This window comes from Vineibacter terrae (assembly GCF_008039615.1).
Taxonomy (GTDB): domain Bacteria; phylum Pseudomonadota; class Alphaproteobacteria; order Reyranellales; family Reyranellaceae; genus Vineibacter; species Vineibacter terrae.
In genome coordinates this window covers 12,988-29,452 of the sequence record NZ_VDUZ01000020.1, presented here as the reverse complement: position 1 = coordinate 29,452, position 16,465 = coordinate 12,988, and the positions used below count along the sequence as shown (strand labels likewise).

General features: G+C 64.8%; 14 protein-coding genes. 5 read left to right on the top strand and 9 right to left on the bottom strand.

Annotation, left to right across the window (positions count from 1 at the left end):
* Positions 1-32: 32 nt before the first annotated feature.
* Positions 33-845 (bottom strand): alpha/beta fold hydrolase, encoded by an 813-nt coding sequence (locus FHP25_RS18015; protein ID WP_147848339.1) that lies wholly within the window; start codon positions 843-845, stop codon positions 33-35.
* A gap of 213 nt (positions 846-1,058) precedes the next feature.
* Between FHP25_RS18015 and FHP25_RS18010 the strand changes: the two genes are divergently transcribed.
* Complete coding sequence (locus FHP25_RS18010; protein WP_147848338.1) at positions 1,059-1,922, top strand: isocitrate lyase/PEP mutase family protein; 864 nt, start codon at positions 1,059-1,061, stop codon at positions 1,920-1,922.
* Between the two features lie 161 nt (positions 1,923-2,083).
* Here the strand turns inward: FHP25_RS18010 and FHP25_RS40835 are convergent, their stop codons facing one another.
* Positions 2,084-2,356, bottom strand: a complete 273-nt coding sequence (locus tag FHP25_RS40835; RefSeq protein WP_178133603.1) for a hypothetical protein — start codon at positions 2,354-2,356, stop codon at positions 2,084-2,086.
* A 23-nt stretch (positions 2,357-2,379) separates the two neighbouring features.
* On the opposite strand from FHP25_RS40835, the gene FHP25_RS18000 reads away from it, so the two are divergent.
* Entirely contained in the window at positions 2,380-3,189 is an 810-nt protein-coding gene (locus tag FHP25_RS18000; RefSeq protein WP_147848336.1) for an SDR family NAD(P)-dependent oxidoreductase, read from the top strand.
* A 90-nt stretch (positions 3,190-3,279) separates the two neighbouring features.
* Here FHP25_RS18000 and FHP25_RS17995 read toward each other — a convergent pair whose 3' ends face one another.
* Positions 3,280-3,552: a hypothetical protein gene (locus FHP25_RS17995; protein WP_147848335.1), complete on the bottom strand. Its 273-nt coding sequence runs from the start codon at positions 3,550-3,552 to the stop codon at positions 3,280-3,282.
* Positions 3,553-3,986: 434 nt separating this feature from the next.
* Between FHP25_RS17995 and FHP25_RS17990 the strand changes: the two genes are divergently transcribed.
* Both FHP25_RS17990 and FHP25_RS17985 read left to right on the top strand, forming a co-directional pair.
* Positions 3,987-4,499 (top strand): hypothetical protein, encoded by a 513-nt coding sequence (locus FHP25_RS17990; protein ID WP_147848334.1) that lies wholly within the window; start codon positions 3,987-3,989, stop codon positions 4,497-4,499.
* 195 nt (positions 4,500-4,694) lie between these two features.
* The gene (locus FHP25_RS17985; protein ID WP_147848333.1) at positions 4,695-5,210 is read left to right on the top strand and encodes a hypothetical protein; all 516 of its coding nucleotides are present in this window, start codon (positions 4,695-4,697) and stop codon (positions 5,208-5,210) included.
* A 203-nt stretch (positions 5,211-5,413) separates the two neighbouring features.
* On the opposite strand, the gene FHP25_RS17980 is transcribed toward FHP25_RS17985, so the two are convergent.
* On the bottom strand, positions 5,414-5,746 hold the full coding sequence (locus tag FHP25_RS17980; protein ID WP_231712377.1) for a type II toxin-antitoxin system PemK/MazF family toxin: 333 nt from the start codon (positions 5,744-5,746) through the stop codon (positions 5,414-5,416).
* A 346-nt stretch (positions 5,747-6,092) separates the two neighbouring features.
* Here FHP25_RS17980 and FHP25_RS17970 point away from each other — a divergent pair, with 346 nt between their 5' ends.
* Positions 6,093-6,491: a type II toxin-antitoxin system VapC family toxin gene (locus FHP25_RS17970; protein ID WP_147848432.1), complete on the top strand. Its 399-nt coding sequence runs from the start codon at positions 6,093-6,095 to the stop codon at positions 6,489-6,491.
* Between the two features lie 130 nt (positions 6,492-6,621).
* On the opposite strand, the gene FHP25_RS17965 is transcribed toward FHP25_RS17970, so the two are convergent.
* From FHP25_RS17965 to FHP25_RS17945, 5 genes are all read right to left on the bottom strand, one after another.
* Positions 6,622-7,806, bottom strand: coding sequence for an ATP-binding protein (locus tag FHP25_RS17965; RefSeq protein WP_147848331.1), 1,185 nt, complete (start codon positions 7,804-7,806; stop codon positions 6,622-6,624).
* A gap of 89 nt (positions 7,807-7,895) precedes the next feature.
* Positions 7,896-10,151, bottom strand: a complete 2,256-nt coding sequence (locus FHP25_RS17960) for a GmrSD restriction endonuclease domain-containing protein (RefSeq protein ID WP_147848330.1) — start codon at positions 10,149-10,151, stop codon at positions 7,896-7,898.
* Between the two features lie 73 nt (positions 10,152-10,224).
* On the bottom strand, positions 10,225-12,123 hold the full coding sequence (locus FHP25_RS17955) for a UvrD-helicase domain-containing protein (RefSeq protein ID WP_231712376.1): 1,899 nt from the start codon (positions 12,121-12,123) through the stop codon (positions 10,225-10,227).
* Positions 12,124-12,317: 194 nt separating this feature from the next.
* Positions 12,318-13,658, bottom strand: a complete 1,341-nt coding sequence (locus FHP25_RS17950; RefSeq protein WP_147848328.1) for a hypothetical protein — start codon at positions 13,656-13,658, stop codon at positions 12,318-12,320.
* 18 nt (positions 13,659-13,676) lie between these two features.
* Positions 13,677-16,463: a site-specific DNA-methyltransferase gene (locus FHP25_RS17945; protein WP_147848327.1), complete on the bottom strand. Its 2,787-nt coding sequence runs from the start codon at positions 16,461-16,463 to the stop codon at positions 13,677-13,679.
* Positions 16,464-16,465: the final 2 nt, after the last annotated feature.

Below are 16,465 nucleotides of genomic sequence, written 5' to 3'. Positions count from 1 at the left end.
ATCCCTCGCTGCGCTCGGGATGACAGTGGGCGTCACTGATCCGTTTCGGCGCGCCAGCGGGCCTCGACCGGCTTCTCGCCGCCCACCGCCGGCAGCGTCTCCAGGAAGTCCATCACCGCGGCGTTGAAGGCGTTGGGCTTGTGCAGGTTGGCGGCATGGCCGGCGCCCTCGATCACGGCCTTGGTCGACATCGGGATCTTCTTGGCCATGTAGTCGGTGGCGGCGAGGAAGGGCTTGTCCTCCGATCCCACCAGCACCAGCGCCCGCACGTCGATGGTCTCCAGCGAGCGGATCACGCGGTCGTCGGCCTGGGCCAGCATGCCGCGCGCCGCGCCGGCCAGCCCGTCGGCCGAGCGGTGCTTGCCCAGCCGCACCTCGTCGCTGCTGCCCAGCGCCGACAGGCCGCGCGCCTCGAGGTCGCGGGCGCGCTTGTGCGCCGTCTCGTTCCAGCCCTGGCGCGCGGTGTCGCTCTTGAAGCCCGGGCCGGTGTCGAACAGCATCAGCGCCCGGGTCATCCCGGGATGCGTGGCATGGAAGGCGAGCGACATGTAGCCGCCCAGCGACAGGCCCGCGATCACCGCCTTGTCCTCGCCACAGGCCTGCAGGATCGCCGCCATGTCAGCGACCGTCAGCGCCTCGGAATAGGCCGCCGGGTCGGCCGGGTAGTCCGACTCGCCGTGCCCGCGCATATCCCAGACGATGACGCGCCAGCGGTCCTTCAGCGCCGCGATCTGGCCGTCCCACATGCGGCAGGTGGCGCTGTAGCCGTGGCTCAGCAGCACCGCCGGCCCGGCACCATGCACCTCGTAGTGGATCTGAACGCCATCACGGTCGAGCTTGGGCATCGGGGCAGTCCCTCTCTGCTGAATCTTTCGGACCGCGCGCGTCCACGCGCGCTCATGATCCGGCGCGGCGCGCCGATACGGCCTGAACGATAGACGACCGTGCCCGCCGGCGTCACGCCACACCTTCCGCATGGCAGCATGACGAAGCGCAGGTGCATGTCAGGCGCATCCTGGCCTAAGCTCCGCGTCCGCGCACAAGAGGGAGACCCGCCCATGGACTGGACCGACCGCCGCAAGCGCTTCCGCGCCGTCCTGGCGGGCGCGCGCTGCGTGCATCCCGGCTCGGTGTTCGATCCGCTGTCGGCGCGCATCGCCGAGGATCTCGGCTTCGAGGTCGGCATGTTCGCGGGCTCGGTGGCGTCGCTGGCGGTGCTGGGCGCCCCCGACCTGATCGTGCTCACCCTGTCGGAATTCGCCGACCAGGCCTATCGCATCAACCGCGCCGGCAAGCTGCCGCTGCTGGTCGACGCCGACCACGGCTACGGCAACGCGCTCAACGTCAAGCGCACGGTCGAGGAGCTTGAGACCGCGGGCGTCGCGGCGCTGACCATCGAGGACACCGTGCTGCCGCGCCCCTATGGCGAGGACAAGCCGGCGCTGGTGCCGATCGACGAGGGCATCGGCAAGATGAAGGCGGCGCTGGCCGGCCGCCAGGACCCGCACCTCGTCGTCGTCGGCCGCACCAGCGCGCTGGCCGTCACCTCGGTCGAGGACACCATCGCGCGCGCCCGCGCCTACGAGGCCGCCGGCGTCGATGCCATGTTCCTGGTCGGGGCCCGCACCCGGGCGCAGGTCGAGGCCATCTCCGGCGCGATCAGGATCCCGCTGATCCTGGGCGGCGTCGGCCCCGAGCTCACCGACCTCGACTGGCTCGCCGCCCACGATGTGCGCATCAGCCTGCAGGGCCACCAGCCGATCATGGCCGCGGTGCAGGCCGTGCACGACACGCTCAAGGCGCTGCGCGCCGGCACGCCGCCGGCGAAGCTGGCCAACATCGCGTCATCAGACCTGATGAAGCGCGTCACCCGCGACGCGGACTATGCGCGGTGGACGAAAGAGTTCCTCGGAGTGGGCTAAGGCCGTGGAAGAAGAAGAAGATTCACCACAGAGGCACAGCGCAGCCGTTGGCCGCAACCAAATGCGGGGAAAGCGCTTCATGGTGAGCTTGTCGAACCATGAAGCGGCGCACCACTGCCCGTGCGACGCCTTCATGGTTCGACTCGGTGAATGCTTCGCATTCACCTGTGCTCACCATGAAGGCTACAAAAATCACCGCGGCTCGCGAAGATTCTTGAAGTCAGTAGTACAGAGGACACAGAGAGACACAGAGAACAGTCGTTGCGCACGACCGGCGTGCGCCCTCGCCATCCTCTGTGTTCCTCTGTGTCCTCTGTGCCTCTGTGGTGAATCTTCCTCTTCTTCCTCTTCTTCCTCTTCTTCCTCTTCTTCCTCTTCTTCCTCTTCTTCCTCTTCTTCCTCTTCTTCCTCTTCTTCCTCTTTTTCTTCTTCATCATTTCTCTAGGGAGAGAAGCATATGGGACAGCTCGACAACCGCGTGGCCATCGTCACCGGCGGCGCCTCCGGCATCGGCGCCGCCTGCGCCGAGACCCTGGCGCGCGAGGGCGCCAGGGTGGTGGCCACCGACATCGACGATGCGGGCGGCCGCGACCTGGTGGCGCGCATCAGGGCGGCCGGCGGCGAGGCCCTCTTCCTGCACCAGGACGTCACCGACGAGGCGCGCTGGCCCGAGATCATCGCCGAGACCGAGGCCAAGTATGGCCGGCTCGACATCATGGTGGCCAATGCCGGCATCGGCGTCTCGGCCCGCACCATCGTCGACATGACCATGGCCGACTGGCGGCGCCAGACCGCGATCAACATCGACGGCGTCTTCCTGTCGGTGAAGCATTGCATCCCGGCGATGCGCCGCGCCGGCAACGGCGGCTCGATCGTCATGATCTCGTCGGTGGCCGGCCTGCGCGGCTCGCCGACCCTGGCCGGCTATTCCGCCACCAAGGGCGCCGTGCGCCTGTTCGCGAAGTCGATCGCGATGGAATGCGCCGGGGCCGGCGACGGCATCCGCGTGAACTCGGTGCATCCCGGCATCATCGACACGCCGATCTGGGGCAAGATCCCGGTCAACGCCCAGGCCACCGGCCGCAACGCCCCGCCCGACCCGCACGAGCTGGCCAGGACGGGCGCCCCGCTGGGCCGCGCCGGCACGCCCTACGACATCGCCAACGGCGTGCTGTTCCTGGCGTCGGACGCATCGAGCTACATGACCGGCGCCGAGCTGGTGATCGACGGCGGCATCACCGCCGGCACCGTCGCGCGGCGGATCTAGGTCTTGGTTCTCCCTTCCCGCCTGCGGGCGAGGAAGAAGCCCATCGTGCGCCGCACGATGGGCAGGTGAGGGCCCAGGGAAAGCCTCGCATCAGCCGCCGGACGCTTCGCGTCCGGCGATGGCCATCGACACCAGGCACGCGACCCCGAGAGCCGCGATCATGTTGCCGATACCTGCAAGGGCGGGTGCGATCGCGGTCGAGACCCCGCCCGCAATGACGCCGGCGACGAGGGCGCAGATCCAGGCAGTGGCGTCGGGATGCGCTGCGGCTGCCGCGCTCGGGTGCGGCGGCAATGACGGCGGCGACGCGATCGAACCGTGGGATGACTCGGGCACCAGGCGCAACTCGGAAGCGAAGCTCATGGACGCCTCCCGGAGTTAAGTGCACGGCCGCCATGTACATGAGTGGTCGCTCACTGTCAAGAGCGTCAACGCGAAGGGTGATCACGAAACAGCGACGCCGATTTCCAGGCATCACAAGCGCTTGAGAGAACGGCGCGCGGCGGCTCACGAAGAAGCGAGCCGGCACGCGATGCGCGCACGCACGCGCATCGCGATGTGCCGCGCGCCAGGCCGGCGGGGCCGCTGATACGCGGCATCGTCGCGCGAACGCGCCGCGCCGCCGACGGCACGCGCGCGTGAGCGAGATGCCGGCAAAGAATTCCTTATCGAAACGATCAGAAGATGAAATTGGGCGCCGGACCCGCATGCCGTCATTGTGCGCCGCCCGATGCACCCGGTGCGGGCGTGGTGCGATGGGGCAGCAAAGAGATCGATACGCCGCAAGGAGACTGGCTGTGAAGCGCATGGGGATCGCCAGGGCCGTGATGCTGCTGTCGCTGGGCATGAATCTCGGCATCGCCGCGGCCTGGGCCCAGAAATGGATGGCGCATTGGCCGACCGAGTCGGACTCTCGCCTCGAGACGCGCGGCAGCCCCGAGCCGGCCGCGCCGGAAGCGCCGACGCCTCTCGGCATGGTCCGCTACGACGCCGGGCGCGTGACGCTGGACGACACCACCTTCGTGGCGATCACCACGGAGGTGGCCCTTCCCGCCCTGCTGGCGGCGCTCGGCAACGGCTACGGCGGCACGCTGCCGGATGACGGCATCCTGCGCGACGAGCGGCGCCTGGCCGCCGCGGACGCACCGGCAGGCGGCATCGTGCTCGACAAGGACGGCCGCGTCGTCAGCGCGCTGTTCGCCTGGCGCGGCAGCGTGCTGAACCAGCTGCTCTGCATCGGTCCGAAGGGCACCGGCGCGTCGGCCGGCGTGCGCCGCCTGATGTCGTCCTTCGCGCCGGTCGGAGGGTGACACCCGACAGTCCGAGCCGGACCGCGCAGCTCCTGCCGCGCTCTTCCGCCGGCAAGCCCATGAGCGCGCCGGGAGGCGCGCGGTCCATGCGGAACCGTCGTGAGCCCGTCTCACCTTCAGGATTGGAATAACGACGCCCCCTCGCTGTCTGTGCTCGCGATCCGCGCTGTCGGCGCATCAAGAAGGAGAACCGTCATGTCCCGCATCGTCTGCTTCGCCGTCGGGCTGACCGTCGCCCTGGCGACCTGGGCCGGCAGCGCGGCGGCCCAGCAATGGCAGGAGTACAAGCCGGCGGGCGCCGGCTATCGCGTCGAGATGCCGGGCAAGCCGGCGGTGACGGAGCGCGAGCAGCAGACACCGGCCGGGACGGTGAAGTTCTCCTTCGCGCGCCTGGCGCAGGGCCAGCGCGGCCTGCTGGCCAGCCACGCCGTCTACCAGGCCGGCGCCCTGCCCGCCGACCCGGAGCAGGCGCTGGACAACGCCCGCGACGGCGCCACCAAGGGCGGCAAGCTGAGCAGCGAGAAGCGGCTGAAGGTCGACGGCGCCCCGGCGCGCCGCATCGTGCTGGAGAACAGCGGCCAGGTCGTGAACCTGCTGGTCGTGATGAAAGGCAACACGCTCTACCAGCTGCTCTACCATCAGCCGCAAGGCGGCGAGCCCACGCCCGACATGGAGCGCTTCCTGTCGTCGTTCGCGCTGGTGAAAGGTTGAGACCGCGTCCTCCCCACGCAGTCGGGCGAGGCCCGTCTTCAGCGACGTCGAAGGATGGCCAAGGCCGGAGAGAGCCTACGCGGTCTCTGACTCCGAGTGGAGAGGGCCTGTCCTCAGGCTTCTCCCCGAACACCGCATGCGCTACCCGCTACCTGACGCCGCTTTCGATGAAGGCGGCGCACCATTGCCTCGCCCTCGCAATGTCAGTCGGCAAGGCCCATGACGAAGGCGAGCGCGATGTTGAGCCGTCCGATGTCCGCGGCCTCCAGATGCCCGATGACACGCCCGATTCGGCCGCGGCGGACCGTGACGGGCTTGTCGGCCATCACTTGGGAACGCACCCGCAGCCCGTTGGTGTCGCTAGGATCGATCGTGACGCGAAAGTCCACAGCGTCGACGACCTCGGATGTCATCCGGCAAATCACAACCGAAGCATGCGTTTCGGGAAACGCATCGGTCTGAACGATCACCGCTGGTCGAGGCCTGCCGAAGTCGCCCGCCGCCGCGACGGTGACGACGTCACCGCGTCTCATCATTTCCCGGGCTATCGAGCTCGGAAACTGCTTCGATCCAGGTCAGCGCATCATCTTCACTGTCTCTGGTGAGACGCGCGACCTGGGCGGCCAGGCGCCGCCGGACAGACCGCAAACGCGGATCGGGGACCACAAGCCGCAATTCGCGCAGCCCCTGTTCTCGCCGTCGCTGGCGCATCGCCCTCATGCGTTCCGCCGGTGCGGGCACCTCAGCCTCCCTGCGAACCGCAACCGCGCAACTGTAACGCGCTACGCGCTTCCATGCAATGATCCGGCCAGCCGAGGCAGATCGGCCCTGCGGGAGGAGGCAGAACAGGATCATGGCGCTGACCCGCGGTGAGTGATGAGCGTGACGCTCGTCGACACGAATGTCCTGCTGGACCTTGCCACCGACGATCCCGAATGGGCCGACTGGTCGGTGAGGCAGCTGGATGCGGCGGCCATCAGGGGCACGCTGGCCATCAACGATGTGGTCTACGCCGAGCTGTCGGTGCGTTTCGCAACGATCGAAAGCCTCGACGCTCTGCTCGGCGAAGCCGGCATCGCCATGGCGCCGATGCCGCGCCCGGCCCTCTTCCTCGCCGGCAAGGTGTTCCAGCGCTATCGGGCCGACGGCGGCACCCGCACCGGCGTGCTGCCGGATGTCTTCATCGGCGCCCATGCGACCGCTGCCGGCTTCCCGTTGCTGACCCGCGACGCTCGACGGTATCAAAGCTACTTCCCGACGATCGGCCTGGTCACACCGTAGGGCGCGACCACCTGGTCTCTTCCTGGCCGCAGTGAGGGTTCTCCTGCGAGAAGACGCACCATCCGCATCCGGCAATCGCAGGCACATCACGGCCGTCGACACCTACGTCGATCGTCTTCCCCGTCTGCCTCTACCGGCCGAACACCGGCATGACACGGCGCATGAAACCATCGAACAGGGGGACGCTGAACGCCGTGTCGCCGTGCGCCGGGCTGTAGATCATGCCCTTGTTGATCAGGGCGGCGCGTGTCGGGCCAAGAGTCGTCACTTTCTTCCCCAACATGTCAGCGATGTCGCCCGAGCGGTGCGGTCCGGCGCCGAGTTCAGCCATGGCACGCAAATAGCGCTTCTCGGCAGGCGTCAGTCGATCGAAGCGCACCCGGAAGAAGCTGGCGTCGAGTTCTGCCAGGGCCGTGCTGGTCGCCGTTCGTGCATCAGCCAGCGTGATCGGCGTCCTTGCCGCAGCGGTCCACGCGTGCTTGCCCCACTCCTGGAGAAAATACGGATATCCATGGGTCTGCCGCAGGATATCCGCCAGCGCTGCCTCTTCGTAGAACACGCCGCGCGCGTTGGCCGGCACGTTCAAGGCACGGCGTGCCGCGGGGTCGTCCAGCGCGCCCACTTGCGGAAACTCGAACAGCCGTTCCGCGTAGGATTTCGCCTCGCCCATGCGGCCGCGCAGCTGCGGCAGGCCGGCACCGAACAGAGCGACAGGAAGCTGCGACTGCGCGCAGCGATGAAGCGCATGAATCAGGGCCGCCAGTTCCGGCTCCCGTACGTACTGCAGCTCGTCGATAAACAGCACGAATGACGTGCGGCCTGCCTTGGCGGCCATCCCGATCGTCTCGAGAAGATCCGCAAGGTCGGTTTGCAGGTCGCCGGTATCGGCGACCCCCTTCTCGATATCAAGGTCGAGGCCAACTTCGACGTCGCCGTACTTGATCTTCGCCGCCTTGAGAAAGCCCGCAAGCACGCCCAGCAGCCGGTTCCCGGCGGCCGCTGCGGCCTCCAGGCGGTCGAGCCTGACCAGCGCTGCCCGCAACGCCGGCGCCAGCATGGCCGGCAGCGAGCGGTCCTCGGGCGCCTCGATGCGCGTGCACACGGCTTTCTTGGCTTCGGCGTCCTGCCGCATCCGGTTCAGCAGCACCGTTTTCCCGACTCCGCGCAGGCCGACGAGAATCAGGCTCCGTGCATGCAAACCCTTTCCGATGCGGTCGACGGCGATGGATGCCTGTTCCAGGACGTCATCGCGTCCAGCAAGTTCTGGCGGCGGTGAGCCGGCGCCTGGGGCGTAGGGATTTTCCCGTGGGTCCATTTTGATCGATCTTAGAGGACTTTATTGAATTTAGAGCAGTTTATGTGATTACCATAAACCGTCCTAAATTTGATCAAATTCGAGACACCTCAAGCCGCAAACCGCTGCGCCACGAAGTTCTGCGTTTGGCTGGGCGAGAGCTCAGACGTCGCTGCGCCGGTTCGGATGTAGAATCTTTCCACGCTTCCGTCCCTGACGAACACCGGCACCCTGCCCGGAAGGCATTCGACCACCATAACCCGCGTGTCCTGGTAGTCATCAAACCGCGGATGCACGTACAGCATTGACGGCGAGCCGATCCTCTCCTTGACCAGGTTCGTGAGGTGCAGGTTCATCCTGTCTTCGTTCGGGAACTTGTCCGCATCAATCCCGACCGGATTTCCATCGTCCGCGACGCCCACCACGAGCGTCCCTCCCTGGGTATTCAGGAAGGCGGCAATCGTCTTCAGGACGGCGAGCTCCATCTTCGGATCCTTGTCCCCGGTATGCAGGTTCGTCCGCAGCGTGGATTTGAATTCGATGGTCACGCCCTCCCCATCCTTGACGAAGCTTTCTACCGGCGGGACCGCCACCTTCCCGGCCTCGGTGGGCAACTCGCCGGCCAGCCGCTTGTAGGCATCCCGGATCACGCCTGCCATCAGCTCCCGCCGCTTGCGGAGAAAGTCGTGATAGGTCATGGCCTCCCAGCTCTCCGGCAAAGCGTGCCAGTAGTACAGCCGCGCCAGGTCCTTGCCGTTGACCCGTTCACGCAGCACCGGAAGATAAGCTGACGGTGCCGCGTCGCTGATATCGCTATCGTCCCCCCATTCGATCATCGTGAAATTGGCGATCTGATTCACATCGCGCAGATCGACGATACCCAGGGACCTCAGGTGTGCTTTCGGGAAGAGGTGGTGCCGCTCCAGAGCCGATCGGTTCGATCTGGTTGCCGGGTCCATCAGCTCGGCCACCTTCAGCCTGGAGAAGAGCACCCGCGCGTCGTGCAAGTTGAGGGCCGCAAAATAGGCGAACATCGAAGGGCTGTTGGCCGCAGCCGTCGCCAGGTCGCTGGGCAGCGTGATGGACCAGTAGTCGTTGGTCAGCGTGGCGCCACAGATATCCTCCAGAACCGAAACGAACACATCTGCGTCGTTGACCACCCGCAAACGCGCCAGATCGAACTCCATCTTGGATTCCGGGGAGCTGCTGTATCGGCCCGTGAGCGCCGTCATGAAGAACCACTGGGCGATCAGCTGCCGCAGCTTTGGCTCGGCGACACCATACTCCGTCCGCCCCAGCAGATAGAGAATGTAGGCGAACAGGAGGTTGTTCTTCGAGCTGATCATCCTGTCCGAACGGAAGCCGGCCAGGAGGATGGCCTTCAGAAAATCGTGCCAGTACGTCAGGTTCAGGACCCGGCTCTGCGCCTGCTTCAGGACCTCGAACTGCCGCTCGCGGCGCTCGGCGCTGAACTGCCCGCTATCCAGGTCCTTGCCGCGCAGGATCGAGTAGACGTACTGCAGCCGCGCCCTGCGGAACCCCAGACCGACGCATACCCGCAGCAATTGGTCCGGGTCAGGTTGGATGAAGTGGTTGAACGGGGATGGCCCCATGCCGGGTTTCCGGGCCTGGCGGCAGAAATCCTCGAGCTGCGCCCGCCCCTCGTCCCAGAACACCGACATCAGGGTCAGAATGAAGTCCGCCTGGTTGAGCGTCTTGCCTTCGCTGTTGATGCGCACGAAGACTTCAGAGACCTGCTCCTCGTCGATTCCCGCCGACAGCGCCAGGGTCGTGAAGGGGAAGTTCAGCAGGTTCTGCAGCTTCGTGAACGCCTTGCGGATGCGGGTCCGCTCCTCCGGAGTGATGTCCCGAACCGTCTTGAGCCCGTCGAGATACTCGTCGACCAACTCGAAAAGGTCGACGTTCTTGGACCACAGGATCGATATGTTCGAAATGAACGACTTGTCCTTCCTGATCGCTGCGTCCGAAACTTCGAACCGCTCCAGCAGCGGGTTGAAGGCGATCTCGATCAGCTCCGAATCGTAGTTCTCGCGAACCACCGGCACGCCCTTGATGACCGCATAGAGCGACGTCAGCCGCTGCTGCCCGTCGACGATGAGCATCTGCGGGACTTTCTGCTTGCCGTCCGTCCCGATGGTCTTGCTGCCGTCCACGTTGGCGTTCTCCCAGAAGAGCAGGTAGCCCACCGGAAAACCGCGGTACATGGAGTCGAAGAGGTTGCGAACCTTAGCGTTCTTCCAGACGAACGGGCGCTGGATGTCCGGCAGGCCGACCGACCCCAGCTGGATGGAATCCATCAACGCCCCCAGGGTGAAATCCACCTTTGTGAATACCGTCTGGCTCATGCGGTCCCCCAACTTGGCAGTTACAAGTAGCGCGTCACGCCGTTCAACGATGTGCTTCCCGATTCGCGCATCATCACCGGCTCTCGACCAGATCCCCCAAAAACTCCGACGCCGGCTCCACGCCCGTCACCAGCAGATGATCCCGCGCCCGCGTGCACGCGACGTAGAGAAGGTGACGCTCCGTGTCGTAGACCTCCTTCAGGTCGGCGTCGTCGCCGACGGTCTCGACGCGCTCCTGCAGGGGAATGACCTCGTCGTCGCATGCCATCACCACCACGGCGCGGAACTCCAGCCCCTTGGCCAGATGCATGGTGCCGATCGACACGTGACCGCTCGTGGTCTCGACCTCCTCGTCAAGAACCCGGAAAGCCATGGCCGCCGCCTTGACCGCGGCTTGGGCGCGGTCCAGCTCCGCCGCGGAGCGGACGAACACACCGAACTCGTGCGGCAACACGCCGGCCTTTGCCTGCTCGGCCATCCACGCGCCGACAGCCTCGGCTTCCGCGTCTTCGCTCGCCAGCGTGCGAACCGTCGGCATCGGGCCATTGAACACCGATACCGTGTCGCTGCGGTCCTCGGTATTGCCGTCCACATCGGTCATGTCAGGACCCAGCAGTCGGTCGGCATGCGTGCGAATCTGGTGCGAGGTGCGGTAGTTGACGCGCAAGGTGCGCGAACGCCCCCTGATGTCGACGCCCAGCCCCTTCCAGGAGAACGGCTGCTGGAAGATGCGCTGCCCGAGGTCACCCGCAAAGAAGAGGGCGTTGGACCGGCCGCCGCCCAGCGCTGCCAGGAAACGCAGATGCGCGATGCCGACGTCCTGCGCCTCGTCCACGATGGCGAAGTCGAACACCACCTTTTTCGCCCCGGCGAGCGCGATCGCGAGGTTGGTGAACATTTCGGCCTGCGTGACCAGCTGGCGAGCCTTCAGTCCCTCGCGCATCCGCTCGAAGATCGACCACAGCAATCGGCGCTGCGCCTCCGCCAGCCGCGTCTTGCGGCCCAGCCGCGCGACATCGCGATAGGCATCCCAGGTTCCCAGCTGCCGGGCGTCCACCACCTGCTCCCACTCCGTGATCAGGAACTGAGCGCTGAACTTGTGTCCCGCCACCGCGCGCGCCGCCTCCTGCACCAGCTCCCGGATCACCTCGGGGCTGGCCAGCATCACCGCGCCGACATGCGCCTTGTAGAGCCGCAATCCGATGGCGCTCAGCGAATGGACGTCGATGCGTTCCGCTAGGCGTGGCTCGTTGCCGAGCAGCCGCTTCAGCTTGTGCCGCAGCGCGTTTGCCAGCGTGTCTGAGAAAGTCGTCAGCAGCACGCGGGCGTCGGTATGCCTGCGCGCAAGCCAGACGGCCCTGTGCAAGGCCACAATCGTCTTTCCCGTGCCGGCCGAACCGCAGACGCGGGCCGCGCCAGCGAAATCGCGCTCGACGAGCTGACGCTGGTCGGGGTGAAGGAAGACCGTCCACTTGTCCCAGGGGAAGTCAAGCGCGCGCTCCAGCTCCTCCACGTTCTTCATGACACGGAAGCGGCGCTGTGCGTCCGGGTGCTCGAAGGGACTTGCCGCCGCGACGACCAGCTGCGGCGCGCGCGGCCTACCGCCGGTCGCCAACTCGAGCAGCGCTTCGGCCGCTTCGGCGGGCAGGTGGTCCGCAAGGACCAGGAGCGTGTCCTCAGTGGCGGCCTTGACGTCGGCCAGCCATTCGGCGGGGACGCCATAGCCCAGCAGCTCGTCGTCGGAGCGACCCGCGAAGATCGGCTTCGAGATGGCCGCCGGTTTCGATGTGCCGGGAGAGTCCCCCGACACATAGACCGGAACAACGACCTCCTGCACCGTCTCGCGGATCTCGACCATCTGCGCGGCGCCCGTGCGCGGATGCGTCTCCAGCTTGCGGCGCTCGGCCCAGGTATACGCCTTGTCGTGATGATCGACATAGCAGAGCAGGAGGCTGCCCTCGCTGCGGTGCACGATCAGCCTGATGTCGCTGCCGACCCGGACCGACCAGAAGTTCCTGTCCTTCGCCTTGTCGAGCCTGTGGAAACGCAGGCCGGGGCTGGCGGGATTCACCTGCAGGTCGAACGCCGTCGTTTTGACGGCCTTCTGCTCCTCGCCGGTCAGGCGCGCCAGGCTGTCGGTGAAGGTATCGGCGATGCGGAACTCCATCAGCGCGCCTTATTGCTCTTGCCCGACTTGTCCCGGCGCCTCCTCCGCAGGGACACGAGCACAAATGATCCCGAGTCTGGAGCGGCAAGGCTGAGCGCCACTTCATCTTTTTCCCGCGCTGAACCGCCTCGATGGACCAACCCCTTGACCAACCTCCATGCTCGCGGTGCCCTGTCGCCGCCGCGCATCTCTTTCAGCACGACCTCACTGCGGGACTTGCCAGGAAGCTCGAGTAGTCCCGCCGAGACCGAATCCTGTGTTTCATCGGCTCCCGGAATACGAAGTGTCTCCTCTGCGGAGAATTCCGGATCCCACCCCACTCTCTCGCGTTCAAATTGATATTCGAACGCCTCCACGCTGCGTGCTCCCACCTCGGCTCTCACTTGCTGCATACCTTCCGGAGTATCGGGACGAAGGATTCCACCCGGAACGCGCTGAAGAGTGGGTCTCGGCGCTCCGTCGACGCGCCAGTCTGCATCGAGTTCCCGATTCCCCTGCTTGTTCTCTGCTCCAAGTGTCCTGCACAAGTAAGTGGCGTCTGCCTTCAGTGCACCCGTCAATGCCTGCCACGGATCCGCTGGCAAGGTCTCAAACAGGAACAAATGAGTTTCGGTCTTGAGCGTCTCGATCTGTTCGATACCTGCCGGAATCTCGAAATAAAGATGATCACCCTCCTTCGGACGATCATTCTTGGCCGCGGCTACGAAGAGTAGAATGGTTCGGATCGTAGTCCAATCCTGGGGGATGCCAACCTCGGCCCGTAGCCCTTCAAGGAACTCGCGCATCCACCAAGCATAGGCATCCTTCATTCCAGGTGAATAGGTAGCAGCCTCTCTCCGCGCAGCCTCAATGTGCGAGCGCACCTTGTCGAACTCCGGGGCGTTCATTGGACCTTCGAGCATGATGCTCGCCTCACCATTCAGTCCACCCATCGCATAGGCCGTGAGGTTGTGAGAGCCGATCAACGCACAAGCACTCGAATCAGGGAGCTCCATGTAATATATTTTGCTGTGCAACATCGGACGGTAACGGGCAAAAGGGTTCCTCTTGCCCCTGGTCTCTGAAGTATGTCCAAGGTGAACGTAGAGGCGATTGTTCGGGACACCCGCGTTGACCAAGTCGTCCATCACGCCAAAGGCGCCATAAGTTGCCGCGCCGACTACCAGTGTCGTGAGAGTTGAGGGGCGATCTTCAATTGGCTCTGCGATTGCAGCCAAGCCACCCTCCGTCGCAAAGCCGGTGATAATCCTTGTCGATATGGACTTGCTCAACCGATCAACAATAAGCGACGCGATCGCGTGCCGCGGAAGCCTGAAGAGTACTGTCGGCGAGAGTGTCATGTGTGCATCGTTAATTTCTTATACCCTGAATACCTTCATCACCTCGTCGCCGAGGTGGTTGATCACCTTGACGGCGATGCGCCCGTTCTTCGGCCTGTCGAACGGGCGGGAGGTGTCGCTGTTCAGCGTGGCCCAGGCCTCCGGGTCGATCTCGGCCTTGAGCGTCGTCTTGAGCGCGCCGTAGGGGTCATTGGCGCCCAGGAAATAGGCGTGGCGGACGAAGAAGCTTTCCTCGTTGTAGTCGGTGTCGATGAACCAGCAGGCGATGCCGTCGGCGCCGTCGCTGACGACCTCGCCCGTCTGCGGCTTGAACACGTCGACGCCATTCACCTTCACCCGCACGCGGCCATCCTTCTCGGGCAGGATGTCGATGTCCGGCTCGCCGAAGATCACGAACAGGTTGCCCTTGCCGGTGTTCTTCAGGTCCTCGGCCATGTGCAGGTCGGCGTTCATGCGCGCCTTGAGCACCGGCAATCGGCCCAGCTTGTTGAACTCCGTCGTGTGCGCCTCGTAGTTGAAGGCGCAGGCGATCAGCACATCGAACCCGGCATCGCCGGCCTCACGCGCCGCCTTCACCAGGTCGGCGCGCTGTACGGTGCCAAACTCGGGGCCGATGAAGATAGCAGCGCGCTTCTCCGCCTCGCCCTCCATGTAGCGGCCCTCGGCGCAGACCAGGCCGTCGCCGGGCCAGAGCGACAGCGCGGTGAACGTGATGCGGTCCGCCTTGTGCGCCTGCTGCACGCCCGCGGTCTTCAGGTTGTCGAGGATCATCTGCGGGAAGGTCTGCTTGGCGCCGTACTCGGTGCCGGGCTCCCGCATGCCGTCGATCAGCTCGTCGTCCTCGTCGACGCCCAGCACGCGGTGTGGGCTGAGGCTCTCCACGGTGAACGGACCGGCGACCCGCACCTTCCGCCGATCCTCGTAGGGCTTGTCGTAGAGATACTCGAACTCGGCCTTGGCGGCGATGGACGCGTCGATCTCCTTCTGCCGCGCGATGCGCGCCTGCCACCATTCGGTGTGCAGCGCCTTCGCACCTTGCGGCCACGCCTTGTCCGCCTCGCGCGGGATCTCCCATTCACGCAACTGCTGACCAAGCGCGGCATTCAGCTTCTCGCGCAGCGGCTCCAGCGTCTGCTGCCACTTCTCCCAGATGACATCGATCTCAGCGTTGTTGGCGATCGACTTCAGCGTAATGTGCGGCACGCGCTCATAGACGAAGCCCTGGCGGATATCCCCGCGCACAGGCAGGGAACTCGGCGCCGTGCGGGTGACTTCAGCTTCCTTGATCTGGCCGTCTCGGGAATCAGCCAACATGTAGAAGGGATAGCGCGCACCCATGACACGCGCGCGGGCTAATGCCAACGCCACGCGCGACGTATCGACCGTGATCCACCGCCGGCCCCATTGCTCGCTGACGTTGGCGGTGGTGCCGGAACCACACGTTGGGTCGAGCACTAGGTCGCCGGGATCGGTAGTCATGAGAATGCAACGCTCGATGACTCTTGTCGCAGTTTGTACCACGTAGATCTTTGCGTCACCAAAGCCGCTCTGCCTTGTGTCACTCCATACGTCGTTGCGTGGTTTGCAAGGAAAGTCATCGAGATAACGAATGAACGTAAGAGTCCTACCAATGCCCAGGAGACGACTAGCCGCCGCTGCTCTTGTGAGGCCAATATAGTCAGTCCGAAACGTCCCGCCGCCAGGCATGTACGACACACCCTGGAAGTCGAAGACCCTCAAGTCTGCTCCCTGCGCTGGTCGCTGATTCGTTATTGGATTGGGCCGATAGACTCGGCCCCCTTTCGGAAGAGGCTGGCTACCTGAGATTTCCGCTGGTGAAAGCTGTCGAGACAAACCGTCAGGTAAAGCAATGAATCGCAAATTTGAGTCTTCAGCGGGGGTTCGAGTTTCATAGGTGGGGCGATACTTGGCGACATCTCGATTTTTCGCGAACCAGAGCAGGACATCGTATGTGTTGTCGAGAATCTGGCTCGCCTTTCCCGTAGTCTTGTAGAAAATTATTTGGCGGCAGAAATTGTCCTCACCAAACACTTCGTCCATCATCGCCCGGACGCGGTGAACGTTTTCATCTCCAATCTGTACGAAGATCGAACCTGAATCAGTTAGCAAATCTCGGGCAACGGTAAGGCGATCACGCAGATACGTCAGATAGCTATGGATGCCGTCGCGCCAGGTATCGCGAAACGCATTAACCTGCTCTGGCTCGCGCGTAATATGGCCGGCGTTACCGTCTTTGACGTCTCGGCCAGTCGTCGACCACTGAAAATTGCTGTTGAACTTGATCCCATAGGGCGGATCGAAATAGATGCACTGCACCTTGCCGCGCAGGCCCTCGCGCTCGGCGAGACTGGCCATCACCTGCAGTGAATCGCCCAGGATCATGCGGTTCGACCAGTTCTGGTCGTGCTGGTAGAACTCGGTCTTGTCGGCGTTCTTGGGGATGCCGTTGAAATCGGCGAACAGGTCCGGAGCGATTGCGCCGGCCTCGTGCGCGCGTTCCCTCGTGGTGCGCAGCAGATCGTCGATCAGAGCCTTGGGATGGACCTTCTCCTGGATGTAGAGCGGCGGGGCGTGAACGACGAGGTCGCTCCAATCCTGCTGGTCCTTGCCGCGCCAGACGAGCTGCGGGTCGAGGTCGGTGTTACGCGGATACCGCACCGTGCGCGGCGATTCCTGCTCCTTCTGGATCACCGACTGGTACTCGGCCGTGGGGATGTTCTTCCGCCTGGCGTCGTCGTGCCGGAGGGTTTCGACCGTCCGTGATGCTGCGGGCTTTTTCGCCATGT

Coding starts and splice junctions, on each gene's coding strand:
- FHP25_RS18015 (WP_147848339.1), bottom strand. CDS start 845: ATGCCCAAGCTCGACCGTGATGGCGTTCAGATCCACTACGAGGTGCAT.
- FHP25_RS18010 (WP_147848338.1), top strand. CDS start 1,059: ATGGACTGGACCGACCGCCGCAAGCGCTTCCGCGCCGTCCTGGCGGGC.
- FHP25_RS40835 (WP_178133603.1), bottom strand. CDS start 2,356: ATGAAGAAGAAAAAGAGGAAGAAGAGGAAGAAGAGGAAGAAGAGGAAG.
- FHP25_RS18000 (WP_147848336.1), top strand. CDS start 2,380: ATGGGACAGCTCGACAACCGCGTGGCCATCGTCACCGGCGGCGCCTCC.
- FHP25_RS17995 (WP_147848335.1), bottom strand. CDS start 3,552: ATGAGCTTCGCTTCCGAGTTGCGCCTGGTGCCCGAGTCATCCCACGGT.
- FHP25_RS17985 (WP_147848333.1), top strand. CDS start 4,695: ATGTCCCGCATCGTCTGCTTCGCCGTCGGGCTGACCGTCGCCCTGGCG.
- FHP25_RS17980 (WP_231712377.1), bottom strand. CDS start 5,746: ATGATGAGACGCGGTGACGTCGTCACCGTCGCGGCGGCGGGCGACTTC.
- FHP25_RS17965 (WP_147848331.1), bottom strand. CDS start 7,806: ATGGACCCACGGGAAAATCCCTACGCCCCAGGCGCCGGCTCACCGCCG.
- FHP25_RS17960 (WP_147848330.1), bottom strand. CDS start 10,151: ATGAGCCAGACGGTATTCACAAAGGTGGATTTCACCCTGGGGGCGTTG.
- FHP25_RS17950 (WP_147848328.1), bottom strand. CDS start 13,658: ATGACACTCTCGCCGACAGTACTCTTCAGGCTTCCGCGGCACGCGATC.
- FHP25_RS17945 (WP_147848327.1), bottom strand. CDS start 16,463: ATGGCGAAAAAGCCCGCAGCATCACGGACGGTCGAAACCCTCCGGCAC.